The 21,399-nt window shown below is 63.1% G+C and carries 17 protein-coding genes; 2 read left to right on the top strand and 15 right to left on the bottom strand.

Features of this window, described 5'->3' with window-relative positions:
* Nucleotides 1-32: 32 nt before the first annotated feature.
* The 11 genes from EPN33_04475 to EPN33_04425 all read right to left on the bottom strand — a co-directional run bounded on the left by EPN33_04475 (nucleotide 33) and on the right by EPN33_04425 (nucleotide 13,214).
* The gene (locus EPN33_04475; protein ID TAN24075.1) at nucleotides 33-2,072 is read right to left on the bottom strand and encodes a glycine--tRNA ligase subunit beta; all 2,040 of its coding nucleotides are present in this window, start codon (nucleotides 2,070-2,072) and stop codon (nucleotides 33-35) included.
* Nucleotides 2,065-2,955, bottom strand: a complete 891-nt coding sequence (locus tag EPN33_04470) for a glycine--tRNA ligase subunit alpha (GenBank protein TAN24074.1) — start codon at nucleotides 2,953-2,955, stop codon at nucleotides 2,065-2,067. Before EPN33_04470 ends, EPN33_04475 begins: the two co-directional genes overlap by 8 nt.
* Before the next feature lie 33 nt (nucleotides 2,956-2,988).
* Nucleotides 2,989-3,636 carry a DNA repair protein RecO gene (gene recO, locus EPN33_04465; protein TAN24073.1) on the bottom strand — a complete coding sequence of 216 codons (648 nt, stop codon included), beginning with the start codon at nucleotides 3,634-3,636 and terminating at the stop codon, nucleotides 2,989-2,991.
* A 36-nt stretch (nucleotides 3,637-3,672) separates the two neighbouring features.
* Nucleotides 3,673-4,035, bottom strand: coding sequence for a four helix bundle protein (locus EPN33_04460; protein ID TAN24072.1), 363 nt, complete (start codon nucleotides 4,033-4,035; stop codon nucleotides 3,673-3,675).
* A gap of 34 nt (nucleotides 4,036-4,069) precedes the next feature.
* Nucleotides 4,070-4,990 carry a M28 family peptidase gene (locus EPN33_04455; protein TAN24071.1) on the bottom strand — a complete coding sequence of 307 codons (921 nt, stop codon included), beginning with the start codon at nucleotides 4,988-4,990 and terminating at the stop codon, nucleotides 4,070-4,072.
* A gap of 1 nt (nucleotide 4,991) precedes the next feature.
* Nucleotides 4,992-6,296, bottom strand: coding sequence for a PAS domain-containing sensor histidine kinase (locus EPN33_04450; protein ID TAN24102.1), 1,305 nt, complete (start codon nucleotides 6,294-6,296; stop codon nucleotides 4,992-4,994).
* Between the two features lie 55 nt (nucleotides 6,297-6,351).
* A complete protein-coding gene (locus EPN33_04445; GenBank protein ID TAN24101.1) occupies nucleotides 6,352-7,704 on the bottom strand; it encodes a sigma-54-dependent Fis family transcriptional regulator in 1,353 nt (450 codons plus the stop codon).
* 185 nt (nucleotides 7,705-7,889) lie between these two features.
* Nucleotides 7,890-8,558, bottom strand: coding sequence for an ABC transporter ATP-binding protein (locus EPN33_04440; protein TAN24070.1), 669 nt, complete (start codon nucleotides 8,556-8,558; stop codon nucleotides 7,890-7,892).
* Nucleotides 8,559-8,579: 21 nt separating this feature from the next.
* Complete coding sequence (locus EPN33_04435; GenBank protein ID TAN24069.1) at nucleotides 8,580-10,523, bottom strand: TolC family protein; 1,944 nt, start codon at nucleotides 10,521-10,523, stop codon at nucleotides 8,580-8,582.
* 409 nt (nucleotides 10,524-10,932) lie between these two features.
* Complete coding sequence (locus EPN33_04430) at nucleotides 10,933-11,658, bottom strand: ABC transporter ATP-binding protein (protein ID TAN24068.1); 726 nt, start codon at nucleotides 11,656-11,658, stop codon at nucleotides 10,933-10,935.
* 239 nt (nucleotides 11,659-11,897) lie between these two features.
* Complete coding sequence (locus EPN33_04425) at nucleotides 11,898-13,214, bottom strand: HlyD family efflux transporter periplasmic adaptor subunit (GenBank protein TAN24067.1); 1,317 nt, start codon at nucleotides 13,212-13,214, stop codon at nucleotides 11,898-11,900.
* 346 nt (nucleotides 13,215-13,560) lie between these two features.
* On the opposite strand from EPN33_04425, the gene EPN33_04420 reads away from it, so the two are divergent.
* A complete protein-coding gene (locus EPN33_04420) occupies nucleotides 13,561-14,169 on the top strand; it encodes a YqgE/AlgH family protein (GenBank protein ID TAN24066.1) in 609 nt (202 codons plus the stop codon).
* Here EPN33_04420 and EPN33_04415 read toward each other — a convergent pair.
* Nucleotides 14,147-16,747, bottom strand: a complete 2,601-nt coding sequence (locus EPN33_04415) for an ABC transporter permease (GenBank protein TAN24065.1) — start codon at nucleotides 16,745-16,747, stop codon at nucleotides 14,147-14,149. The two genes, EPN33_04420 and EPN33_04415, sit on opposite strands and share 23 nt — an antisense overlap.
* Nucleotides 16,748-16,749: 2 nt before the next feature.
* Entirely contained in the window at nucleotides 16,750-17,082 is a 333-nt protein-coding gene (locus tag EPN33_04410; GenBank protein ID TAN24064.1) for a PadR family transcriptional regulator, read from the bottom strand.
* A 39-nt stretch (nucleotides 17,083-17,121) separates the two neighbouring features.
* On the opposite strand from EPN33_04410, the gene EPN33_04405 reads away from it, so the two are divergent.
* The gene (locus EPN33_04405) at nucleotides 17,122-17,358 is read left to right on the top strand and encodes a PIN domain-containing protein (protein TAN24063.1); all 237 of its coding nucleotides are present in this window, start codon (nucleotides 17,122-17,124) and stop codon (nucleotides 17,356-17,358) included.
* On the opposite strand, the gene EPN33_04400 is transcribed toward EPN33_04405, so the two are convergent.
* Together EPN33_04400 and EPN33_04395 are read right to left on the bottom strand one after the other, a co-directional pair.
* Complete coding sequence (locus EPN33_04400; protein TAN24062.1) at nucleotides 17,355-17,903, bottom strand: polyisoprenoid-binding protein; 549 nt, start codon at nucleotides 17,901-17,903, stop codon at nucleotides 17,355-17,357. The genes EPN33_04405 and EPN33_04400 overlap by 4 nt on opposite strands.
* 14 nt (nucleotides 17,904-17,917) lie before the next feature.
* Nucleotides 17,918-21,379, bottom strand: a complete 3,462-nt coding sequence (locus EPN33_04395) for an alpha-mannosidase (GenBank protein ID TAN24061.1) — start codon at nucleotides 21,377-21,379, stop codon at nucleotides 17,918-17,920.
* Nucleotides 21,380-21,399 lie beyond the last annotated feature (20 nt).

Raw genomic sequence — 21,399 nt, 5'->3', positions numbered from 1 at the left:
GTGGACTGAAGAGATAGAGATGGCGCTGGGATTTAAGAGACGGCGAGCTCGGCAAAATCAGCGATGCGGTTGAGGCGGGCGACGGTGGAGGCCAACAGCGAGAGACGGGTGGCGCGAAGGGCTGGGTCGGGGTCGTTGACGCGGACTTCGGTAAAGAAACGCTCAAGGGGCAAGGCAAGGGAGGCGATGGCCTGGAGCTCGGCGGCGTAGTCTTGCGATTCGGGCAGGGATTTTACGGCAGCGTAGAGGGCTTGGGCGGCGGGTTGGGTGAGGGCCGCGGGATCGAGAGGTTGGGCGAGCCCTTGGGCGATCCATTTATCCAGGCCGCCTTCTTTGCGGACGATGCTGCGGGCGCGTTTGACGACGGCGGCGACGGCGGCCAGGTCGGGCGCCTTTTGCAGGGCGGCGAGACGTTGAGCGGCATCGAGGGGAATGTCGGCGCCGGACGCAAGCACGGCGACGGCTTGATTCGTGCTGGCGCCACGGGCGTCGCGCAGGTAAAAGCTCAAGCGTTCCGTAAAGAATGCCGCGGTGGCGGCGAGGGTTTCGGCGGCCGGATGGAATTCGGCAATAGCCCCGTACCCGGCGAGGGTTTGCTCGACCGCGTGGCGGAGGGAGAGCGGCAATTGGCACTCGACCAGGGTGCGGATGATGCCGTTGCCCTGGCGGCGGAGAGCGAAGGGGTCGGCGGAGCCGGTGGGAATTTCACCGAGAGCGAACATGCCGGCGATGGTGTCGAGTTTGTCGGCCAGAGAGACCACGGCGCCTTCGCGGCTGCGCGGAGGCGTGTCCCAGCGGTACTGGTCGGCAATGGCGGTCGCGACGGTTTCCGGCAGGCCTTCGGCGTGGGCGTAATGGCCGCCCATGATGCCTTGCAGCTCGGGAAACTCCTTCACCATTTCGGTGGTGAGATCGCACTTGGCGAGCAGGGCGCCTTGCTGCGCATCGGCATTGCCGCCGAGCGCGGCGGCAAGCGTTTGCATGCGTTTGGCTTTGGCGCCGTAGCTGCCGAGCTTGGCCTGAAAGGTGACCTGATCAAGCAGCGGGAGGCGGTCGCGGAGCGATCGCTTGCGGTCGGTGTCGAAGAAGAACTGGGCGTCGCTGAAGCGGGCGCGCAGAACGCGCTCGTTGCCGTGGCGAATGAGACCCTTGGGATCGCTGTTCTGGTTCAGGACGGCGATGAATTTGGGAGCCAGATTGCCGCTGCCGTCGCCAACCGCCAGATATTTCTGGTGGTCGCGCATGACGGTGATGAGCACATCGGCCGGGAGAGTCTTGAGGTAGGCGGGGTCGAACTCGCCCACGATGGTGCTGGGCCACTCCGTGAGATTCACGAGCGTGTTTTCGAGCTCGATGTCTTCGCGCTGGAAGGGGACGCGGGTGGGGCCAAAGATGGCGGCGTAGCGGTCGGCGGGCGAAGGGATGACGAAGTTCTTTTTCCAGCGGGCGGGATAATCGTTGGCGCTCGCAACCGCGAAACGGGGTTTGCCCAGGGTGCGATGGCCACGGCTTTCGGCGGCTGCGGTGAGGGAGCCGAGGCGAAAAGGAATGAGAGTTTCGCCATGGAGGGCAAGGAGCCAGCGGACAGGGCGGAGAAAGCGCAGCTCGCCGTCCCAGCGCATGGAGCGCGGCAGAGGGATGGCGCGGATGGCCTCGGGAATCAGGTCGAGCAGCAGCGTGCTGGCGGCGCCACCGCCGGTCTTTTTGCGGACGGCTAGATATTCGCCTTTGGGGGTAGTCTGGCGGAAGAGGGCTTCGGGACTGACGCCGTTTTTGGCGGCAAAGCCAGCGCCCTGGGCGCTGAGGCTGCCGTCGGGTTTGAAAGCGATGCGCACGGGCGGACCGGCGATGATCTCTTCGCTTTGCGGCTGGCGCAAGTGAATCGCCGGATGACGGAAGATGAGGCGGCGGGGCGTCCAGGCAGAGGATTCGGGGGCGCCCTCGGTGAGGTGAGCGTCCAGCAAGCGTTGCATGAGGTTTTGCAGCAGCGATTCGGCCAGGGACTGGACGGCGGCGGCGGGAAGTTCCTCGCAACCGATCTCGATCAGCAGCGGGGCGGTGTTGCTAAGCATGCACTTGCTCCTCTTGCTGCTCGGTATAGGCGCTGGCGATGCCAACGGCGAGCGAGCGGATGCGCTGGATCATATCGACGCGCTGGGTGACGGAGATAGCGCCGCGGGCGTCGAGCAGATTGAACAGATGCGAGCAGCGCAGGCAGAGCTCGTAGGCGGCGAGGATGGGAAAGCGGCCGCGGGCGGCAGCGGGGAGTTGGCGGAATTGATGCAGCAGGGCACGGCATTCGCGCTCGTTGCCTTCGAATGCCTGCCAGAGGCGGTCGACGTCCGCCTTTTCGAAGCTATAGACGGAACTGTGAAGTTCGTCGAGAAAACGAACCTCGCGATAAGTGGTGGTCGCATTCCAGTGAATGTCGTAGACGGAGTCGACGTCCTGGAGGAAAGCGGCAATGCGCTCCAGCCCATAGGTGATCTCGACGGGAATTGGGTTGAGGTCCTGGCCGCCAGATTGTTGAAAATATGTGAATTGTGTGATTTCCAGGCCATCGAGCATGACCTGCCAACCCAGGCCCCAGGCCCCCAAGGTGGGGGATTCCCAGTTGTCTTCCTCAAACTTGAGGTCGTGGTCGTAGAGCGTAATCCCAATCGCCTCAAGGCTTTGCAGGTACAGGTCTTGTACATCTTCAGGTGCTGGTTTAAGAATTACCTGCATCTGGGTGTGGCGATAGAGGCGGTTCGGGTTTTCGCCGTAGCGGCCGTCGGCGGGCCGGCGGCTGGGCTGTGGATAAACCACGCGATAGGGCTTGGGACCTAAGACACGCAGAAACGTCTCGGGCGCCATGGTGCCGGCGCCGACTTCGAGATCGAAGGGGAGCTGGACGATGCAGCCGTGCCCGGCCCAGAAGGATTGAAGGCGTTGGATGAGATCTTGGAAGGTCAAGGGAGTTTTTCAGTATGTCAGTATTTCAGTATTTCAGTTTGCGGGCTCGAGGGTCAGGAGAATCGGCCAGGAGCGGAGCGCGCCTTCGAGGTGGTCTTCGAGGGCGGCGCGAAGGACACGGCGGAGCTCGCGGCCAGCGGCGCCGGCCGCATCGCCCTGGAGGGTGGGTAGAGGCGAGGTCGCAATAGACTGGGCCAGGGACTCGGCTTCTGGGGTGATGGACAGGATTGGCAAAAAGCCTCCTAGGCGGACCATCCAGTATAAGTAATACGTCAGCGGGAGCCACGCTGTGGGCGCGGTGCGCAGGGCGGTGGTCGCGGCGGCCAGCAGGCGATAGGTAGCGTCGCTGACTTCGGCTTCGGGCAGCATGCGGTCGGCAACCTCGGCGATGAGCGATATCGCAACTGAATTTAGCAGATCGTTGGTGCGGGCGGACAGGGGGGAGGCGAGCAGCTCGCAGTGGTCGATAGAGCAGAGGTCACGGCTTTCGCGCTCGAAGAACTGGATGCGCACCTGGGTGAGGGGTTCGAGCGAGGCGCCGAATTTGGATTTGGGGCGGCGGGCGGCGCGGGCGACGCCACGCTTTTTGCCGAAATCGCGGGTGAAAAAGCTGACGATGCGGTCGGTCTCTTTCAGAGGGTAGGTGCGGAGGATGAAGGCCTCGGAGGTTCGGAGGGGCATGAAAACAGTATTTCAGTAGATCAGTATTTCAGTACATCAGTTCGGGGACGAACGGAGGGTGACGATTAGGCGCGAGAGGATGCGTTTGCAATCGACGATCTGATCGTGGAGGGTGGCGTACACCTCCGGGGACAGATAAGCCAGGTCATTGGCGAGCAGGAGATGGAATTCGACTTCGCTGGCCGATCCCATGGCGATTTCGAGGAAGCGGCGCAATTCGGTGTTGCCGCGGCGGCCGCAGCCTTCGGCAATGTTCGCGGCAATGGAGGCTGCCGCGCGACGAAGCTGGCTGCTGAGGCCATAGCGTTCCTCAGCCGGAAATTTCACCGTAGCACGATACACACCCAACGTGAGTTCGTACGCCTTTCGCCAGGCGGTCAGATTCCGGAAGTCCTGCATGACTGAAATACTGATGTACTGAAATACTGACGTACTATTGCGCGTCAATGAGTTCGACGGCGAGGAGGACCGTCTTCCCGACGACCGTGAGACTGTGGGACGAGACCTTGTCCATGGTGTCCTGGTTGGTGTGGTGGTAGGCGCCCATGCCGTCGCCGGGCATGGGGCCGAAGTGGGCGTCGACCACGTCGACCACGGGGATGCCGACGTTGGCGAAGGGCTTCTGATCGTCGATGATCTCTTCCGAGTACTTGAAGAAGTACTGCTGGTAGCCGAGCTTGGTGGCGGCGGACATGATGAAGGCCTGGAGCCAAGGGGTCGAGCTGGACTCCTTGTCGACGCTCAGGTCTTTGTAGCCGATCATATCGAGCAGGAAGAAGCCGCGGATGCGGGGCACGAGACCTGCGGCGGCGAGCTTGTGGGCGAGATGACGGCTACCAACGAGGCCGTCGTCGCCCTGGAAGGATTTCACCGCTTCTTCAAAGTCGGTCCAGACCAGCCAGATTTGCATTTTGGTGGGCTTGGCGGCGTGGAGGGCGTCGGCGAAGGAGAGCAAAATCGCCGTGCTGGAGCCGCCGTCGACAGCGCCGACAAAGCCCTTCTTGAAAAGCGTGTCGTAATGGCCGGCGAGGATGAAGATGGGCTGGTTGGGGTTATTGGAGACGTTGAACTTGGCGATGAGGTTGTGGACGGGAACAGTGCCGCGGGGCGAATTCGGATCGATGAAATCGTAGGCCGAGAACTGGCCGCCATCGCGCTCGACCACGCGGCGCACCAGCGCCTCGGTTTCCTTATGGCCGATGGAGCCGGGAGTGCGAGGGCCGAAGCCAACCACCTTGGCAGTGTAGCGGTAGCACTGCTCACCATTGAAGGCCTGGTAGAGCTGGGGCTTAGGTTTTGGAGTGGCGAAGGCGGCTAGGCTTAACGCAAGCAGCGTGGCGGCTAGTTTCACCACTTCAGTTTAGCGTCTCTAAAGGCAGGTAAAGGCGGGCTTCCGTACCGGGGCTGTGGCGGCGGTTGCTGAGGGTGAGGCGGCCGTGGTGGGCCTCTGCGATCTGGCGGGAAAGGACAAGACCAATGCCGGAACCGCCGGGTTTGGTGGTGAAGAAGGGGACGAAGAGGTTGGCGGTGGAGGCGAGGCCGGGACCTTCGTCGGCGATCCAGATTTCCAGCCATTGGTGGCGCAAGTCCCAGCCGATCTGGACGTTACCCTGGGTTGTTAAAGAGGCATCGACGGCGTTGCGGAGGAGGTTGATGACGACCTGGGAGATTTGATCGGGATCAAGGGAGACCTCAATTTCGGGGCCGGGACGAATTTCGACGGGAAGGCGCTGTTCGAGGCGGACCGCGGCCTGGACCAGAGAACGCACGCCGGTGGGATGGAGGTCGGGCTGGGGCAGACGCGCAAGACGGGTGTAGTTGCCCATGAAGCGGTTGAGGGCGGCGGCGCGGTCGGCGATGACGTTGAGGCCGTGGCTCATGTCTTCGCTCCAGTCGTCGGATTGCGGTTGCTGTAAGAGGCCGGCAAGTGAGCCGGCGAGGGACATGACGGGGGCGAGGGAGTTGTTGATTTCGTGGCCGAGGACGCGAATGAGGCGGTACCAGGCGAGGCGCTCCTCTTCGCGCAAGGGCTGGCTGAGATCGGAAATAACGAGGAGATGGTGGGGCTTGCCGTCCTGACGGAATTGGGAGTGGCGGATATCCCAACGGCCGGGACCGCCGGGGAAGGTGGCCTCCTGAAGGCGATGTCTGGGGCCGGTGAGCATGGGGGCGAGGCCGAGCTCGGCGGCGGATTGGCCCATCAGGCGCTCGGGTGGAGCGGCGAGGAGGGTGGCGCCGACAGGGTTGATGAGACGGAGGCGCTGCTGATCGTCAAAGGCGAGGACGGCGATGTCGATGGCTTCGACAACTTTGTCAAGCAAGGCGCTGGCTTCGAGACTGGCGACGCGGCGATCACGGAGGAAAGAAGAGAGGCGATTGATTTCCGAGGCGAGAGCGCCGAAGGAGTCGCTGTAGCCGGCCCCGCGGGCGCGGACCGAGTAGTCGCCTTCGCGGACGGCCGCGAGCATGTTGGCGAGTGTGCCCAGAACCAACTCGACGCGCTCACGCAGACCGATGGTGAGACCGAGCCAGGTGAAGACAATGACCAGAGTCAGCAGAATTTGCCAGCCGTGCGTGCCCGCGGAACTGAAAACGGCCTGGTCCTGTGGAAGCCAGATGAGGACCAGTGCCGCAGCGACGGCGGGAAGACCAGCCATCATGCCCAGCCAAAGGAGCAGCGAGCTGGGGTTGGTCGCCGGGCGTTGGCCTCGGTGCTTAGAGGCCGTAACGTTCGATGCGGCGGTAGAGGGCGGCACGGCTTAAGCCTAACGCTTTGGCGGCGTGATGGATATTGCCGCCGGCGCGCTCGAGGGCGGTGCGGACAAGGATACGCTCGGCTTCGTCAAGCGGCAACGCATCGAGGCCGGCGAGGCTGGGAGCGCCAGCGACAGGCGTCGTGCGCAGGCCGAGGTCGCTGGCCTGTATGAGATTGGCGTGAGCGAGCAGGACGGCGCGCTCGACGGCGTGTTCGAGTTCGCGGACGTTGCCGGGCCATGGGTGTTCCTGCAAGGCGCGCAGGGCGGCGGGGTCGAAGCCGGCGATGGATTTTTGGTAGCGAGCGGCGAGCCGACGGAGGAAAAACTGGGCGAGGGTGGGGATGTCCTCCCGGCGCTCGCGGAGGGGTGGGACATGGATTTCGATGGTGTTGATGCGGAAGAGAAGGTCCTGACGGAAGCGGCCCTCCGCGACCGCCTGGCCGAGATCGGTGTTGGTGGCAGCGAGGAGGCGAACATCGACCTTGCGGGTCTTGGAGGAGCCGACGCGTTCGAGCTCGCCCGACTGGATGGTACGCAGAAGCTTGGCTTGCTGCGCGAGGCCGAGATTGCCGATTTCATCGAGGAAGAGGGTGCCGCCGTCGGCCATTTCGAAGCGGCCAACGCGGTCGGCTTTGGCATCGGTAAAAGCGCCGCGAATGTGACCGAAGACCTCACTTTCAAAAATGCCTTCGGGCAGACCGCCGACGTTGACGGTGACCAGGGCGCGGGCAGAGCGATGGGAAAGAGCGTGGATGGTTTTGGCGATGAGCTCTTTGCCGGTGCCATTTTCGCCGGTGATGAGGATGTTGGCGTCGGAGGGCGCGACCTGGGTGATGAGCTGCAGCAGGGGGCGCATGGCGACGGATTCGGCGATGAGTTCGGGGCGATTCTCGGCGCGCAAGAGGCGGGTTTCGGCCTCAAGGCGCTGCTCGTTGCGCAAGGCGCGACGGAGTTCGACCTGATTGCGGACGATGGTAAGCAGGCGCTCGTTGTTCCAGGGCTTTTCGATGAAATCGCGGGCGCCCTGGCGCATGACCTCGACGGCAATCTCGACCGTGCCCCAAGCAGTCATGATCACGACAGGGAGGGTAGAGTCGAGCGCCAGGACTTTGGGCAGTAGCTCCAGGCCTTCCGCGCCGCTGGTGGTGTCGCGGGTGAAGTTCAGGTCGAGCAGGAGGAGGTCGAACTCCTGAGACTGAAGGGATTGCAAGGCGGCGGAAGGGGAGTCGACGGATTCGGTGCGGAAGCCGGAAGACTTGAGGAGAAGGCGGAGGGCTTCTCTAACGTCCGTGGCATCATCCGCGATCAGGATTTTCGGGGGAGTCGGCACAGATATCGGTATTTCAGTATTTCAGTATGTCAGTATTTCAGTCGGGCTCGGGCTGGCGGCGAGGCGCGAGAGCAGGCGTGCGCGCAGGGTGTGCGCTTTGCGCCACAGCGTCGACTTGAGGAAGGCCTGCATGAACTGACAAACTGATGTACTGAAATACTGAAAAACTAATTCCCCTTCACCAGCCAGCCATCTGCCAGCTCGATGATGCGGTCGCCGTAGGCGGCGTTTTGCTCGTTGTGGGTGACCTGGATAATCGTCGTACCCTGGCCATTGAGGCGCTTGAAGAGCTCCATGATTTCACGGCCCTGGGCGGAGTGGAGATTGCCGGTGGGTTCATCGGCGAGGATGAGTTTGGGGTTGGCAATAACGGCGCGGGCGATGGCGACGAGCTGCTGCTGGCCGCCAGAGAGCTGGCTAGGGTAGAGATCCTTCTTGCCGACAATCTGGAAGCGGTCGAGGGTGTCGGCAACGAGGCTGGCGCGGTCCTTGGAGCGGATGTCGCGGTAGGAGAGCGGGACGTCAAGGTTTTCGTAGACCGTCAAATTGTCGAGCAGGTGATAGCTCTGGAAGACGAAGCCGATGTAGGCCTTGTTGAGCTCGATGCGCTTCTTCACCGGGAGCTTGTGGACGGGGGTGTCGAGAAAGAAGAACTCGCCGCTCCAAAGGCTATCGAGCATGCCGAGGATAGAGAGCAGCGTCGATTTGCCGGAGCCGGAGGGTCCCATGACGGTGAGAAACTCGCCCTCGCGGATGTCCAGGTTGATCTGGCGCAGGGCGTAGGTTTTGCCGACGCCGGCGGGATAGGTTTTTTCGAGTTTGCGGAGCTGGATCACGCCTCTTAGGGTAACGCAAGCCTAAGGCAGATTGGGGATGCCCTGGCGGGCCAGGGGCGCGCCGAGAGAGATGTGATAGTCACCGAGGAGGGTTCCGCTATCGGTGGCCAGCGTGACCTGGGCGATGGCGTAAGCCTGCTGAGCGGCAACGACGGCCTTGGCAGCGCTGGTCAGAGCCGATTGCGCGGCTTCGACGGTATCAATGGTTCCCTTCCCCAGTTGATATTTGGCGCGGGCGTTGTCGAGAGCCTGCTGAAATTGCTGTTGCGCCGTCTGCGCGGATTTAAGCTGGGCCACCTGGCCTTCGAGTTCAATGCGATCTTCGTTGACCTTTTCCGTGACGTTGTTTTCGTCGTTCTGGAGGTTGATGCGGTACTGCGCGGCCTGGAGCTCAGCGGTGGCTTCGTCGGCGCGATTGGTGCGATTCCAGACGGGAATGCTGAGGTCAAAGCCGACGCCATAGTCGGGAGCGCGATAGCTGAAGATATTGCCGAGGGAGGTGCCGAAGCCGGCGATGGAGCGCCCGGTGATATTGGCGAGAGGGCACGGAAAAGCGGGAACGGAGCAGTTGACGCCGACGCCGGCGACGCCGCTGGAGGTATAGCTGGCGTAGACGGTGAGATTGGGGAGCAAAGAGTCTTTGCGGATTTTGACGGTCAGATCAATGTTGTTGATGTTAATGCGATCTTCGGCGAGTTTCGGGCTGAAGTTGAGAGCACGCTGGACGAGTTGATGGACGGGAGCCAGCGCGGCGGCCTGGGGTTCGGGCAAAGTATCGGTGGGAACCACGCGGGCGGTGATGACATTGGGCGTCCAGCGCTTGACCAAGAACGATTTGAGCTTGGAGGCGGCCTTGGCGTAATCGGTTTTGGCTTGCAGCACCGCGGAGATGGCCGTGCTGAGGCCGGTTTCGGCAGTGATGCGATTGGCGGCGGGGACTTTGCCGTTCTGGACGAGAGCGTTGGTGTCATCCAGGGTCTTTTGAGCGTCCTGTTCGGCCTTTTCGGTGATGGCGATCTGCTGTTGGGCGGCGGCAAGGGTCCAGTATTGCGTAATCGCCTGGGAGACGGCGGTGGTCACCTGATCTTTGTAGTTGGCGTCGGCGTATTTCAAGCTGTTGGCGCCAATGACCATGCCGGCACGATTGATGGAGCGGCGGGCGCCACGCAACAACGATTGCTGCATGCCGAGGCTGACGTCGCTGGCGACCTGGGGGTTCAGGAACAACTGATTGGTGTTCTGGTAAGAGCGATAGCTGAAGAAGGTGACGGTGTAGCCGGTGCCGGTGGTAAAGCTCTGGCCAAACGAGGCGGCACCGAAGTTCTGATTGAGGACCTGCTCGGAGGTGCCGAATAACACCGGGTTGCCGAGAGGCTGGCGGGAATGCTCGTCCTGGAACTGGAAATTAAAACTGGGATCGTAACCGCCACCGCCGCCGTGCACGCCATTGCCGCCGCCATTAACGGAGCCGGCGTTACTGCCGCCGCCACTGCTACCGCCGGTGCTACTGGCGCCGATGGCGCCGGAAAACAGGGCCGAGGAGATGAATTCGCCGGCCACGCCGCGCGCGGTGCCACCGGCCAGGGTACGGAGATAATCAGGTTCGGCCTCGAGCTTGCCATACGACGCATTGGCGATGTCGAGGTCGGCGGTCAGAGCCATGGCCAACATCTCATGCAAAGAAAGATAGAACGTTCCGGAGGTGGCAGCGCGCTGCACCGGCGCCGGGTTCGTCAAATTGGGCAGGCCGATATTGGCGGGCTGGTAGCGCTGCCAGAAGCTGAACCAGCCGCCGCGGCTCGTGAAGTCGAGCTTCTGCGGAACGGCGCTGTTGGTGGCATGCAGCTCGGGGCCGGCGGAGGCGGCGGGGGCTTGTTGCGCGTGGACTGCGGCAGGCTGTTGGGCAATGGCGGCAAGGGTGAGCGAGGCGGCCGCGAGCAGGGCAAGGACAGATTTGGAAAGCATGGTTATCAGCGAAAAGAGGGCACGTCAGGGGCCATCGCAAAGCGAAGAAAGAACATAGGTTAAGTACGTGTGCAGAGGGAGATTCGTTCGGTATTGCAACTGCTGTGTCCGGAAACGGACAGACTCGTGTATGATGTGCGCGAGACACAAAAAAGCCCGTCCGGATTATGGCGCTACAGCGGGGAAACTGAGGGCCGTCCGGACGGGCTCGGTATAGCTAAAGCCTGGGGGAGCTCTAGCTAACTTATTGCCGGGCGGGGCGAACTGCGGCGTGCCGCTTCGTCCTCGCTCGTTCGGCTCGGTCACGTACTTCTGTGTACGCTCCCTCGCCTCACTCACTGCGTACTCGCGCCGCTTGCATCTGGCCCCGCTCCCAGGGCCCGCACCACGGCGGGTACGCAGCCTAGGCTTAACTTTGGGTCACGACCGCGGACTCTTCCTGGGCATGGGATTCGTCCACGATCTGGCCATCGAACAGATGCACGGTGCGGTCGGCGTAACGCGCGAAACGGGGATCGTGCGTCACCATGCAGATGGTCGCGCCGCCGGCGTGCAGCTCGTGCAGCAGATCCATCACAGCGTCACCATTTTTGGAATCGAGGTTACCGGTCGGCTCGTCGGCAAGCAGGATGCTGGGTTTGCCCACCAAAGCGCGGGCGACGGCGACACGCTGCTGCTGGCCGCCGGAGAGCTGGCTGGGCAGGTGCTTGGCGCGATGGGCCATGCCGACGCGTTCGAGGGCGGCCTGGACGCGCTGTTTGCGCTCCGCCGAGGGCATGCCGCGATAGGTGAGCGGCAGCTCGACGTTTTCGTAGACCGAGAGGTCACCGATGAGGTTGAAACTCTGGAAAATGAAACCGATCTCGCGGTTGCGGATGCGCGACCGCTCGCCCAGATTGAGGTTGGCCACAGGCTGGCCATTGAGGGTGTACTCGCCACCGGTGGGGGTGTCGAGCAGACCGAGGATCGACAGCAGCGTGGACTTGCCGCAGCCGGAGGGTCCGCCGATGGCGACGAATTCGCCGGCGTTGATCTGCAGGTGAATGCCTGCAAGAGCGTGGGTTTCCACCTCGTCGGTGTAGAAGACCTTGGTCAAATCCTTGAGTGTGATGACGGCCGGTTGATCGTTTGCCATTGATTTCCCCTCTGGCCCGCAGGGCCCGACCCTGCGTAGCTTCAGCGAAGCAGGGCCTCTGAAGTTGTGTTCCTACCTCAACTACGAGTATCGCCTTCCACGGGTTCGGTTACGAAGCACAAAAAATTATATGGCCTTTGGGGTCCTGCTTCGCTAAAGCTACGCAGGACGGTGGCCTTCGAGGTGCTAGGAAGAGTCATGAGCAGTATCTGGGGCGGATGTGTTTCCAAGAACTATTTCTAATTTACGGCGGCCACCGCGGGGCTGAAACGGATTTGGTCATGGGCGTCCTGGGTCGAGGTGTCCGACAAGACCACCCAATCGCCGACGTGCAGGCCGCGGAGCACCTGGATGGTACTGACCGAGGCCGCACCCAGCTCGACCTGCACGCGGGTGCCGGTTTTGCCGTCGGGCGATATCTTAAACATACTTACGGTGGAGTGGGGCTGGCCGAATGCAGGCCGGCCGACATAAAGCACATCTTTGAAGGTTTGGATATTTACTACTCCATCCACGCTGAGGTTGGGGCGGGCACCCTGAGGGAGGGCACCATCGAGCTTGACATCGACGGTAACGGTGCCGTTCACGGAGTTGGGGTCAATGCGGCTGACGGCGCCGGGGACGATACCGTTGTGGGTGTCGACGCTGGCGGACTGGCCGATTTCGACGTCGCGGACGTCGGTCTCGGCGATCTTGATTTCGGCCTTGAGCTTTTGCGGCTGGACGACGCGGGCGACGGTAGTGCCGGCAGTAACGTACTGACCGACTTGAAGCTGATCGGTGCCGGTGGAGGCGCCGGTGCTGGACATATCCAGATCTTCGAGCAGGCCTTTAATGCCGGCGCGGACGGTGAGGGCATCGACCTGGGTCTGGGCCAGGCGGACGCCAGCCTCGGATTGGGCCACCTTGGCTTCGGCGGAGGCGAGTTGGGCGGCGTCGCTGGTCTTCATGCTGGCAAGCTTTAGACGGGAGTAATCAATCTGCTGTTTCAAACCTTGCGCCTTGGCGGCATCACTCTCTGCATCCAGACGCGCGACGAGGCCTTTGGCTAGCAAGTTTTGATCGCTTTCGCTAGTCAAGGATGCAGTTTTATATTGCGCCTCGGTGTTGGCGAGGGTGGATTGCTGGTCCAAGCGGCTGCTGGCAAGTGTGGCCTTGAGGTTGGCCAAGTCGGCCTCTGCACTTTTGAGCTGCGTCTGGGCGTCAGAAAGGGCTTTCATGATGTCGGGATTGGCCAATTGCACGAGCACCGTATTGGGTTCGACGGGCGTGCCTGGCAGCACGGGGATGGTGACGACGCGGCCGGCGGTGATCGCGGGGATGGAGCGCACCTCGATGGGCACGAGCGTGCCCAAGCCACGGACCTGGCGGACCATGGTGCCGCGCTGGACCTGACCAGGCCAGACCGAGCCGCCATCGACGGTGGGCGGGGCGGGCTTGAGGCGCGAGACAAAGATCGAAATGCCAGCCACCACGATCACGATGATGACGGTGGAGATGATGCGCTTGATGCGGCGCTGTTTGAGGAACTTGGGGTCGCGAGCGATGTCAACCATAACTAAGACTATACGGAAGCACGTGGGGGGCCAGTTCCAAGAGGGCTCTAAGGAGTTCACTTTCTTGGGGTTAGCGGGGCTGAGCGGGGGCGGGGCTGTCCGGATTTGCCGTGCCGGTGTCCGGATTCGGACGGGGGTGAGGGGGATTTCAGTAGATCAGTATTTCAGAATGCACACCGCTGGTAAACCAGTGATGCCAGCATGGCACTGGCCAAGCTGAGCGCGCCGGTTGAACCGGCGCTGGAGGCGCGGCTGGACCCGGAAGTATTCTTTCGGGCGAGCCGGCAATACATTGTGTAGACATTTCGCGGCGACAGTCTCAGCGGTTTCAGGACAAAATTAAATTGTGAGAACGGTCTATCGGTCTGTCAGTCTGTCGGTCGCGCGGGCGGCTGGGATCGTGGTGCTGATGGGGATCTGCGCTTCGGGGCAGCAGCCGGGAGTGGGGAAATTGCTGGTGGCGAGTCCCCGGGTCACGAATGCGCAGTTCCGGCATGCCGTTATTTTGCTGATTGGGTACGATGCGAAAGGGGCGGCGGGGTTGGTGCTGAACCGGGCAGGGGATAAGCCGCTGGCGGCGCTGTTTCCGGACGTGGCCTCAGCGCAGGGGCGGAGCGATACGGCGTACTGGGGGGGACCGGTGGGCGACAAGCTGATGTTTTGCCTGGTGGCAGCGAGCGGGCCGTTGCGGGAGGCGCGCCAGGTGCTGCCGGGGTTGTATTTCAGCAACAACAAGAACCTGATGGATTTGGCGCTGAACGCCCGCGAAGCGGGGGCGACGTTTCGCGTGTACGTAGGCTACGCGGGCTGGACCGCGGAACAGATCAAGCGCGAACTGAACGCTGGGGATTGGAAGGTCGAGACGGCAACGGCGGCGATCGTATTCGATCCAGCGCCAGTGACGCTGTGGGAGCGGCTGACCGCAGTGAGGGTCACTCCTGACGGAGGGCGGTGATGGGGTCGACGCGGGTGGCGCGGCGGATGGGGATGGCGCAGGCGAGGGTGCCGGTGGCGAGCAGAACCAGGGCAGCGAGCGCAAGGACGAGCGGATCGGCGGCGGAGACCTGAAAAAGCAAAAGCTTGAGGGTGTGTCCGAGGGTGAGGACGCCGACGAGGCCGAGGGCGATGCCGATGGCCACGAGCTTCAAAGTTTGGCCGCCGATCATGCGCGCGACTGCGGTGCGGTTGGCGCCGAGAGCCATGCGGATGCCGATCTCGGCGGTGCGGCGCTCGGTGGCGTAGCTGACGACGCCGTAAATGCCGATGGCGGCGAGCAGGAGAGCGAGAGCTCCGAAAATTTCCAGCAGCCAGAGCATGGCGCGGGGCTGGCCGACCGAGGCGGCGAGGAGCTGCTGCATGGTTTGCACTTCGGGCGCGGGCAGGTTGGGATCGAGGCGGTGAAAGATAGCGCTGGCTTCGTGAGCCAGCGTGAGCGGCGGGACACTAGTGCGCAGAACGAACGTCGGGTGCTGGGGCGGATACTGCGTGAAGGGGAGATAAAGCTCGATGTTTGCAGGTGAGTTCAGACCGTACTGGCGGGTGTTGCCGACGATACCAATGATGGTGAGGCGTGCGTCTTTGCGGCCGCAGCAGAGCTGCTGGCCCAAGGCATCGCCGGGCTTGGACCAGGAGAGGCGCGCGAAGTGTTCGCTGATGAGCACGACGGCGGGCGAGTTCGTTGTGTCAGTGGCATCGAAGTTACGGCCAGAGAGCAGCGGTAGTCCCATAGCGGGCAGATAACCGGGACTGATCTCGTGGAGATCGGGGTGGGGGTAATGACCCCGCTGCGGGAGCGGACGGCCGACGATGCTGACATCGGTACGGCTGTGGCTGCCGGTGAGCGGGAGATTGGTGCCGATGGCGGTGGCGTCTACGCCGGGCAAGGCAGCGTAGCGAGCGAGGGCTTGCTGCTCGAACTGCAATACGGCGGGGTCGTTGGTGTAGTGCGGGCCGGCGAGGCGGCGGCTGACGGTAAGCACACTGCTGGGCTGGAAGCCGGGGTTCACAGCCACGAGATTGGCAAAACTGCGTAGCAACAAACCGGCGGCGGCGGTGAGCATGAGGGCGAGGGCGACCTCGGCGACCAGCAAGGCTTCGCGGCGGGCGCGCCAGCCAAGGCCGGCATTGCCGCGTCCGGCAGCGACAGGACGCGAGGCGGTGAGCGCGGGGCCGAGACCGAAGAGAACGATCGCGATGAGGGCAGCCACGACGGTGAAGGCGAGGACGGTTGGGTTGAGGCTGAGCGCGACGACTTCCTTGGCGGCGATGGGCATGAGGGCGGCGAGGCCGCGCATTCCGGCCCAAGCGACGAGCAGGCCGCAGGCGGTGCCGACCAAGCCGAGGGCCAGGCTCTCGGCGAGCAACTGACGGACGAGGCGGGCGCGGCCGGCGCCGAGGGCGGAGCGGACAGACCACTCCTGCTGGCGGGCGGCGGTGCGGGTGAGCATGAGGTTGGCCACGTTGGCGCAGGCAATGAGCAGGACGAGACCGACAGCGCCAAGCAGGAGCCAGAGCATGGGCGCGTCGTTGCCGACGAAGGCAGAACGCAGTGGGGCAACGATGGAGCCGACATTGTTATCGTCGGGATAAGCGGCGGAGAGGCGGGCGGATTCGGCGCGCATTTCGGCGGCGGCGGTGGCGACGGTTACACCGGGTTTGCGTTCGCCGATAACGGCGCTGTCGCCCCGATTGCCGCGGTCGGCGTTGTTTTTGAGCTGTAGGCCGTCGGGCAGGAACACGAGGGTCTGGTTGGGGTCGCGGTACTGGGGCGGCAGGATGCCGACGATGGCGTAGGCCTGCTTCTGATCAAGATTGATGGTCTTGCCGACCGCGTTGGCAGCGGTGCCGAATTGGCGGTGGGCGAGCGCCCAGGTAATGACGGCTTCGTGCTTGGCCGCGCCGCTGTCGGCGCCGGGGCTGAAGCTGCGGCCAAGCACGGGAAGGATGCCGAGCGTGGAGAAGTAATTGGCCGAGACACCGGCGGAGGCAACGACCTCGGGCGCGCCGGCACCGCTGAGATCAGTGCTGAACCACTGGACCCATGCCATTTGGACAAAACTTCCCTGCCCTTTGCGATTGTCCTGGCGCCAGCTCACGTAGTCGGGAAAACTGACGCTGACCTTGCGGCCGTCGGCCCACTCGTTGAGGATGAGCAAGCGGCCGGAGTGAGCATAGGGAAGAGCGGCGAGGAGTTCGGCATTGACCCAACTGAACATGGCGGTATTGGCGCCGATGCCCAGGGCCAGGGTAAGAATGGCGATGATGGCGAAGCCGGGAGCGCGCCAGGTGCGGAAGGCGTGGCGCAGGTCGCGGACGAGGTCACTGGCGGCGGCCCAGCGCTCGGACGCGGGCGCGGCTTCGCGCTCGATTTTGCGGGCGAGCGCGGGCCAGTCGGGGATTTCGCGCTCGGGGTCGCGGCCGGCGCGGGCCGCCTGCTCAAGCTGCTGGGCGAGTTCGGCGACGATGGAAGCCTCGCGGGCGGGATCGAGTTCGGACAGGTGCAGGCGCTCGCGGACGTAACGTGACCAGTCCATGGTCAGGACCTTTCGGGGCGCAAAAGAGCTTGCATGGCGTCCAGATAGCGGGCCCAGCTTTGACGCTCGGACGCGAGCGCTTTGCGGCCTGCCGCGGTGAGGCGGTAGAAGCGGCGGCGGCGCTCGCCCGCCTTTTCGACCCAGCGGGCGGCGAGCAGGCCGCGGCGCTCGAGGCGGTAGAGGAGCGGATAGAGCGAGGCGGCGTGAAAGTCGACGGCGCCGCCGGAACGCTGCTCGATCAATTGCGCCAGCTCATAGCCGTGGCGGGGACGGGCTTCGAGCATGGCGAGGATGAGGACTTCGGCGCTGCCGCGCTTGTCCAGTTCATTGCCCATATGTGTGGATGATACATATATGTTTCCTGGCTGTCCAGGATGGCGGGACAGGAACGGCGGTTGACCTCGCTGCCGGGAATGAAAGTTGCTCCTTTGCCGCCGGAAGTGCTGGTAGCCGTCAGTGTTCTCCCTACCGCGCCCAACCGGCCGGCCAACGACCCCGCCGACCGCATTTTGATTGCGACCGCCCGCACCCTGGGCTACACGCTTGTCACCCGCGACCGCAAGATGCTGGACTATGCTGCGGGCGGAGACGTGAGTGCGCTGCCTTGTTAGGCGGCCTTTTCCTGGGCTTTGATGAGTTCGACTTCGAGGCTGATTTTGACTTTATCGCCGACGACGACACCGCCGGCTTCCAGGGCCTGGTTATAGACGAGGCCCCATTCTTTGCGGCTGATTTCGCCCGTGGCTTCAAAGCCGCGGCGGACGCCACCCCAGGGATCTTTGACTGCAGGGCCGGGCGCGTCGACAGAGAGAGAGACCGGGTGGGTGACCCCGTGGATGGTCAGGTCACCCGACATGGTGTAAGCTCCCTCGGTGCCCTGTGGGGTAATCCTGTTGGAGCGGAAGGTGAGTTTGGGGTATTTGGCGACTTCGAGGAAATCAGCGCTTTTGAGATGTGCGTCGCGCTGTGGCTCCTGGGTTTCCAAACTAGCCGCGTCGATCTCGACGTCCACTTTCGATTTGGAGAAGTCGGACTCATCGAGCGTGACCGTGCCGCTGGATTTAGCGAAACGGCCTTTGACGTTGCTGACCATCATGTGGCGCACGCTGAACTGCACGTGCGTGTGAACCGGATCGATATTCCAAACTGTGGACATGAGCCCTCCTCTTATTAATGTACCCTAGCGGACGTAGAGCGATACCACTGCGCATCGGGGCCGGCGCTCTGGATGTAGAGCAGCGAGCGGTCGGCGTTTTTGTAGGGGAGAACGTCATAGAGGGGGTGCGCCGGACGTAGGGGAACGTCGCCGGAGGCGACGGCGGCGGCGAAGATGCGGATCGCGGGATTGTTGGGCAGCGTGAGGGTGGTCGCGTCCGGCGGCAGGTTGATTTCGTAGCCAAATAAATACGAGAAGCTGTAGGCGTCGTTGGCACCATTGGGCAGGTGGTGATGGCTGGCGAACCAGGCGACCGGAGCGCGCTTGATGTAGCCGGAATGCAGACCGGCGTAAAGCGCGTGCATGTAGGGGTGGGATTGACCCTGGCGGTCGCCGTGAGGGGTTTGGATGTAGGTCCAGTTGCGGTAATCCCACTGGCCGATGAGGCCCATCCAGTTCTGGATTGCGAGCGGGACGGTCGTGCGGCCGACGGTGAAATTAGCGGTCTGATCGTCAAGGGAGGAGGCCAGCAGATAGAGGCGGGTGAAGTGACCTTTGGGAAGCTGGATGGTTTGACCACGGGCGATGACGGCGTCGTTGCCGGTGGGGTCGGGGAGCGTGAAGGGCACGCCGGCGTAGTTGAGCGAGCGCGGGAGCATTTCGGCGGGGTAGCTATCGCCCTTGCCGTCAAAGCCGTTGGTTGAAATCGTGTGGTCCGGCGTCGCCGCGGCAAGATCGTAGGGTAGCGCGACCGAAGCGGTGCGCACCACATCGTGGCCAAGCGGAGCGAGATGGACTGCGAAGGTGCGGGGTTGGTAGGGGGTGAAGCTGGCGATGACGGTACCGTGGGAAACGCGCACCGGGCCGAGCTTAGAGATGGGCTGTTCCTGACCGTTGATTTCACGCACCGAAAGTGCGGGCGTGGCGAAGTGGAGAGCGACGTTGTCTTCGTCCTGGCCGTCGAGTTCGACCAAGCGCACGACGGCGTCGTTTCCCTGCTCGGCCTTCTTCAGAGCCAGGACGCGGACGCGCGGATTATTGAGGCGCAGTAGCGAGAAGCTACGGCCGAGGCGGCCGGAATGCCTGGGCGCCGTGAAGGCGAAAAGCGGCACGTTGAGGCGGTAGGCCTGCCATTCGGTGTCCGACTGGCGCCAGTCGCCGGCGTGACCGGCGAGGCCGAACTTGATGTGGTGATGGCCCCAATCCTGCGTAGCTTGATCGCTGTAGGCGAGATCACGGCGCTGCAGGCCGGGAGTGTAGAGCAGGGTCAGCCGCAGGAGGTGATCGTTGGGCTTGTCGGAGCCGGTTTTGACGTCGGTGAGGAGGGTGGCGCCGTAAGCGTCGTCGGAATTGGTGAGATCGACCCACTCGTGCGAGGCGACCTCGAACTGGCGGGGATTGTCGTTGCCGCGCTGGATGGTGCCGATGTCCCAACTATAGGTGGCTGTGGGGTCGGAGGCGGTCAGCGGGAAATCGGCCATGAGGGCGGACTCGGGCGTTTTCCAGTCCACATCAGCGCCGAAAACGACGCGCTGGGCGCCGGCGGCGAGGCTGACGGTTTGGACGAAGTGCGAGCCCTGGCTGTCACGCGTGATCTGGACGGTGACGCGGGCAGGGCCGTTCTCGATCATCTTGATTTGGGCGGGGCCGGAGACGTAGGCGCGCGCGGGCTTGTTCTGATCATCCCAGTCCATGTTCCAGGCGGGCCAGACGGTGGGATCTTCGGTCTGGAAGGAGAAACGCATGGGGGCACGCAGGAGCTCGCGGTTGAGGGTTTTGTCGAAGATGCTGGAAACGTCACCGGCAGCATCGATCGAGACGCGGTAGCGGGCGTTTTCGAGGGAGTGGTCGGTCACCTTAAGTTGCGACGGGTTGTCGTGCTGCGCCGGAGCAATGCTATAGACCGCGTAGCCTGTAGGTACGACAGACGCGATGAAGACGACCCTGCCGTTGGCGTCGAGCTGCGCGGGAACGACGCGGCCGCCGGGACCCGTGACGCGAACCGCGGGCGTGCCTGCTGGCAGCGGAACCCTAACGGAGACGGGATCGTTGCGCGAGATGTTGAGGGAATTAAAGACAACCACGGGGGTGCCGGAGACGCGCGTATCGAGCTGCTGCGCGATGGCGCTGCTGCCGGAGGTCAGCGCCGAGGCGAAGTTGTTGGCAGCAATGATGTCGTCGTTCCAGGAATATTTGTAGGAGCTGGCTTCGGCGGTGCCGGCCATAATGTCGTGGAACTGGCCGCCGAGCAGCAGACGCCAGGCGTGGGTGAGGCGCTTTTGCGGGTAGGGCTGACCAAGAAGTTGGGCGCCGACGGAGGCAACTTCCGAGGCGTGGGCGAGGATTTCGTTCTCGCGGTTCCAGCGCTTGTGTGCGGCTTCGGAGGTGAGCGAACCGGCGGAGTGGTTGATGAGCTCGAGGTCTCCGGTGTAGCGCGGCAGGCGTGAGAGGTTTATATGGTCCATGTCGAGGAACATGGTGTCATCGTCGGACCAGGTGACGTGAATAGGGCCATTGCCGACCTGAACCGCTGGCTCGCCCTTCTTCAGCGAGACGTTATTGTGAGCAATCGTGGCTTCCATGACCTTGACGGCGTGTTCGCGGGGCGCTCCGCCAATGTCGCCGGTGCCGACGTAATGGTAGTCGTCGTAGATACCGGTGAGGCGGCCGTCAATCGTGACGGGATCGAGGCCGTGGCCGTAGGGAACGAGGCGGGTGAGCGGATCCGTGCTGAGGTCAGTGTTGTCGCCCCCGTCGTAGCTGCCGGGGTTGACCGCGGCGATGATGCTGCGGCCGTCGGGGCCGGTCCAGATACCGACGTTGAAGGGAATGCCTTCGGGGGTTTTTTCGGCCGAATCGGGACCACCGACGCGGGCAGCGGGCTGCCAGTAGGCGTTCAGCTTTTGCGTGGAGAAGCCGATGATGCCGGCGGCGCTAAGGATGCTGGGCAGCGAGGCAGGAAAACCGAAGCAGTCCGGGAGCATGTAGTCGACGGCGTATTTGCCAAAGGTTTTGCGGAAGTATTCGTTGCCGTAAAGGACCTGGCGGATGATGCTTTCGGCGTTGGGGCTGTTGACATCGTTTTCTTCGACCGAGGCGCCGCCGGGAAACCAGCGGCCCTCGGCCACGTATTTTTTGAGCTCGGCGAAGCGCTTGGGGTAATACTCCTGAAACATCTCGAAACGGTTGGAGCCGGTGAAGTTGAAGATGTAGTGCGGATATTTCTTGAACAAAGCGAAGTTCTTGTCGAGCGTGGCCTTGAGGTAGTCATTGATGACTTGCGGATAGTCCCAGCGCCATTCAGTGTCGAGGTGGGCGTAGCCGACGACGAAGAGGGTGGGGGTTTTGGTCAGGTCGGGCTGGTTGGGCGGCGCCTTCTTGGCCACCTGAGCGAGAACGACAGGCGGCTGGCCAGACGTTTGTGCGGCGAGAGTGAGGCCGAAGGCGAGACACACAAGAGGCAGGAGTTTCCGCATGGGGCTTAGGATAGCGGAGG

The organism is Acidobacteriota bacterium, assembly GCA_004299485.1.
Taxonomy (GTDB): Bacteria; Acidobacteriota; Terriglobia; order Terriglobales; family SCQP01; genus SCQP01.
This window is presented reverse-complemented; position numbering and strand designations above follow the sequence as displayed.

Coding starts and splice junctions, on each gene's coding strand:
- EPN33_04435 (TAN24069.1), bottom strand. CDS start 10,523: ATGCTTTCCAAATCTGTCCTTGCCCTGCTCGCGGCCGCCTCGCTCACC.
- EPN33_04430 (TAN24068.1), bottom strand. CDS start 11,658: ATGGCAAACGATCAACCGGCCGTCATCACACTCAAGGATTTGACCAAG.
- EPN33_04425 (TAN24067.1), bottom strand. CDS start 13,214: ATGGTTGACATCGCTCGCGACCCCAAGTTCCTCAAACAGCGCCGCATC.
- EPN33_04415 (TAN24065.1), bottom strand. CDS start 16,747: ATGGACTGGTCACGTTACGTCCGCGAGCGCCTGCACCTGTCCGAACTC.
- EPN33_04410 (TAN24064.1), bottom strand. CDS start 17,082: ATGGGCAATGAACTGGACAAGCGCGGCAGCGCCGAAGTCCTCATCCTC.
- recO (TAN24073.1), bottom strand. CDS start 3,636: ATGCCCCTCCGAACCTCCGAGGCCTTCATCCTCCGCACCTACCCTCTG.
- EPN33_04450 (TAN24102.1), bottom strand. CDS start 6,296: ATGATGGCTGGTCTTCCCGCCGTCGCTGCGGCACTGGTCCTCATCTGG.
- EPN33_04400 (TAN24062.1), bottom strand. CDS start 17,903: ATGTCCACAGTTTGGAATATCGATCCGGTTCACACGCACGTGCAGTTC.
- EPN33_04475 (TAN24075.1), bottom strand. CDS start 2,072: ATGCTTAGCAACACCGCCCCGCTGCTGATCGAGATCGGTTGCGAGGAA.
- EPN33_04460 (TAN24072.1), bottom strand. CDS start 4,035: ATGCAGGACTTCCGGAATCTGACCGCCTGGCGAAAGGCGTACGAACTC.
- EPN33_04395 (TAN24061.1), bottom strand. CDS start 21,379: ATGCGGAAACTCCTGCCTCTTGTGTGTCTCGCCTTCGGCCTCACTCTC.
- EPN33_04405 (TAN24063.1), top strand. CDS start 17,122: ATGGCGGGACAGGAACGGCGGTTGACCTCGCTGCCGGGAATGAAAGTT.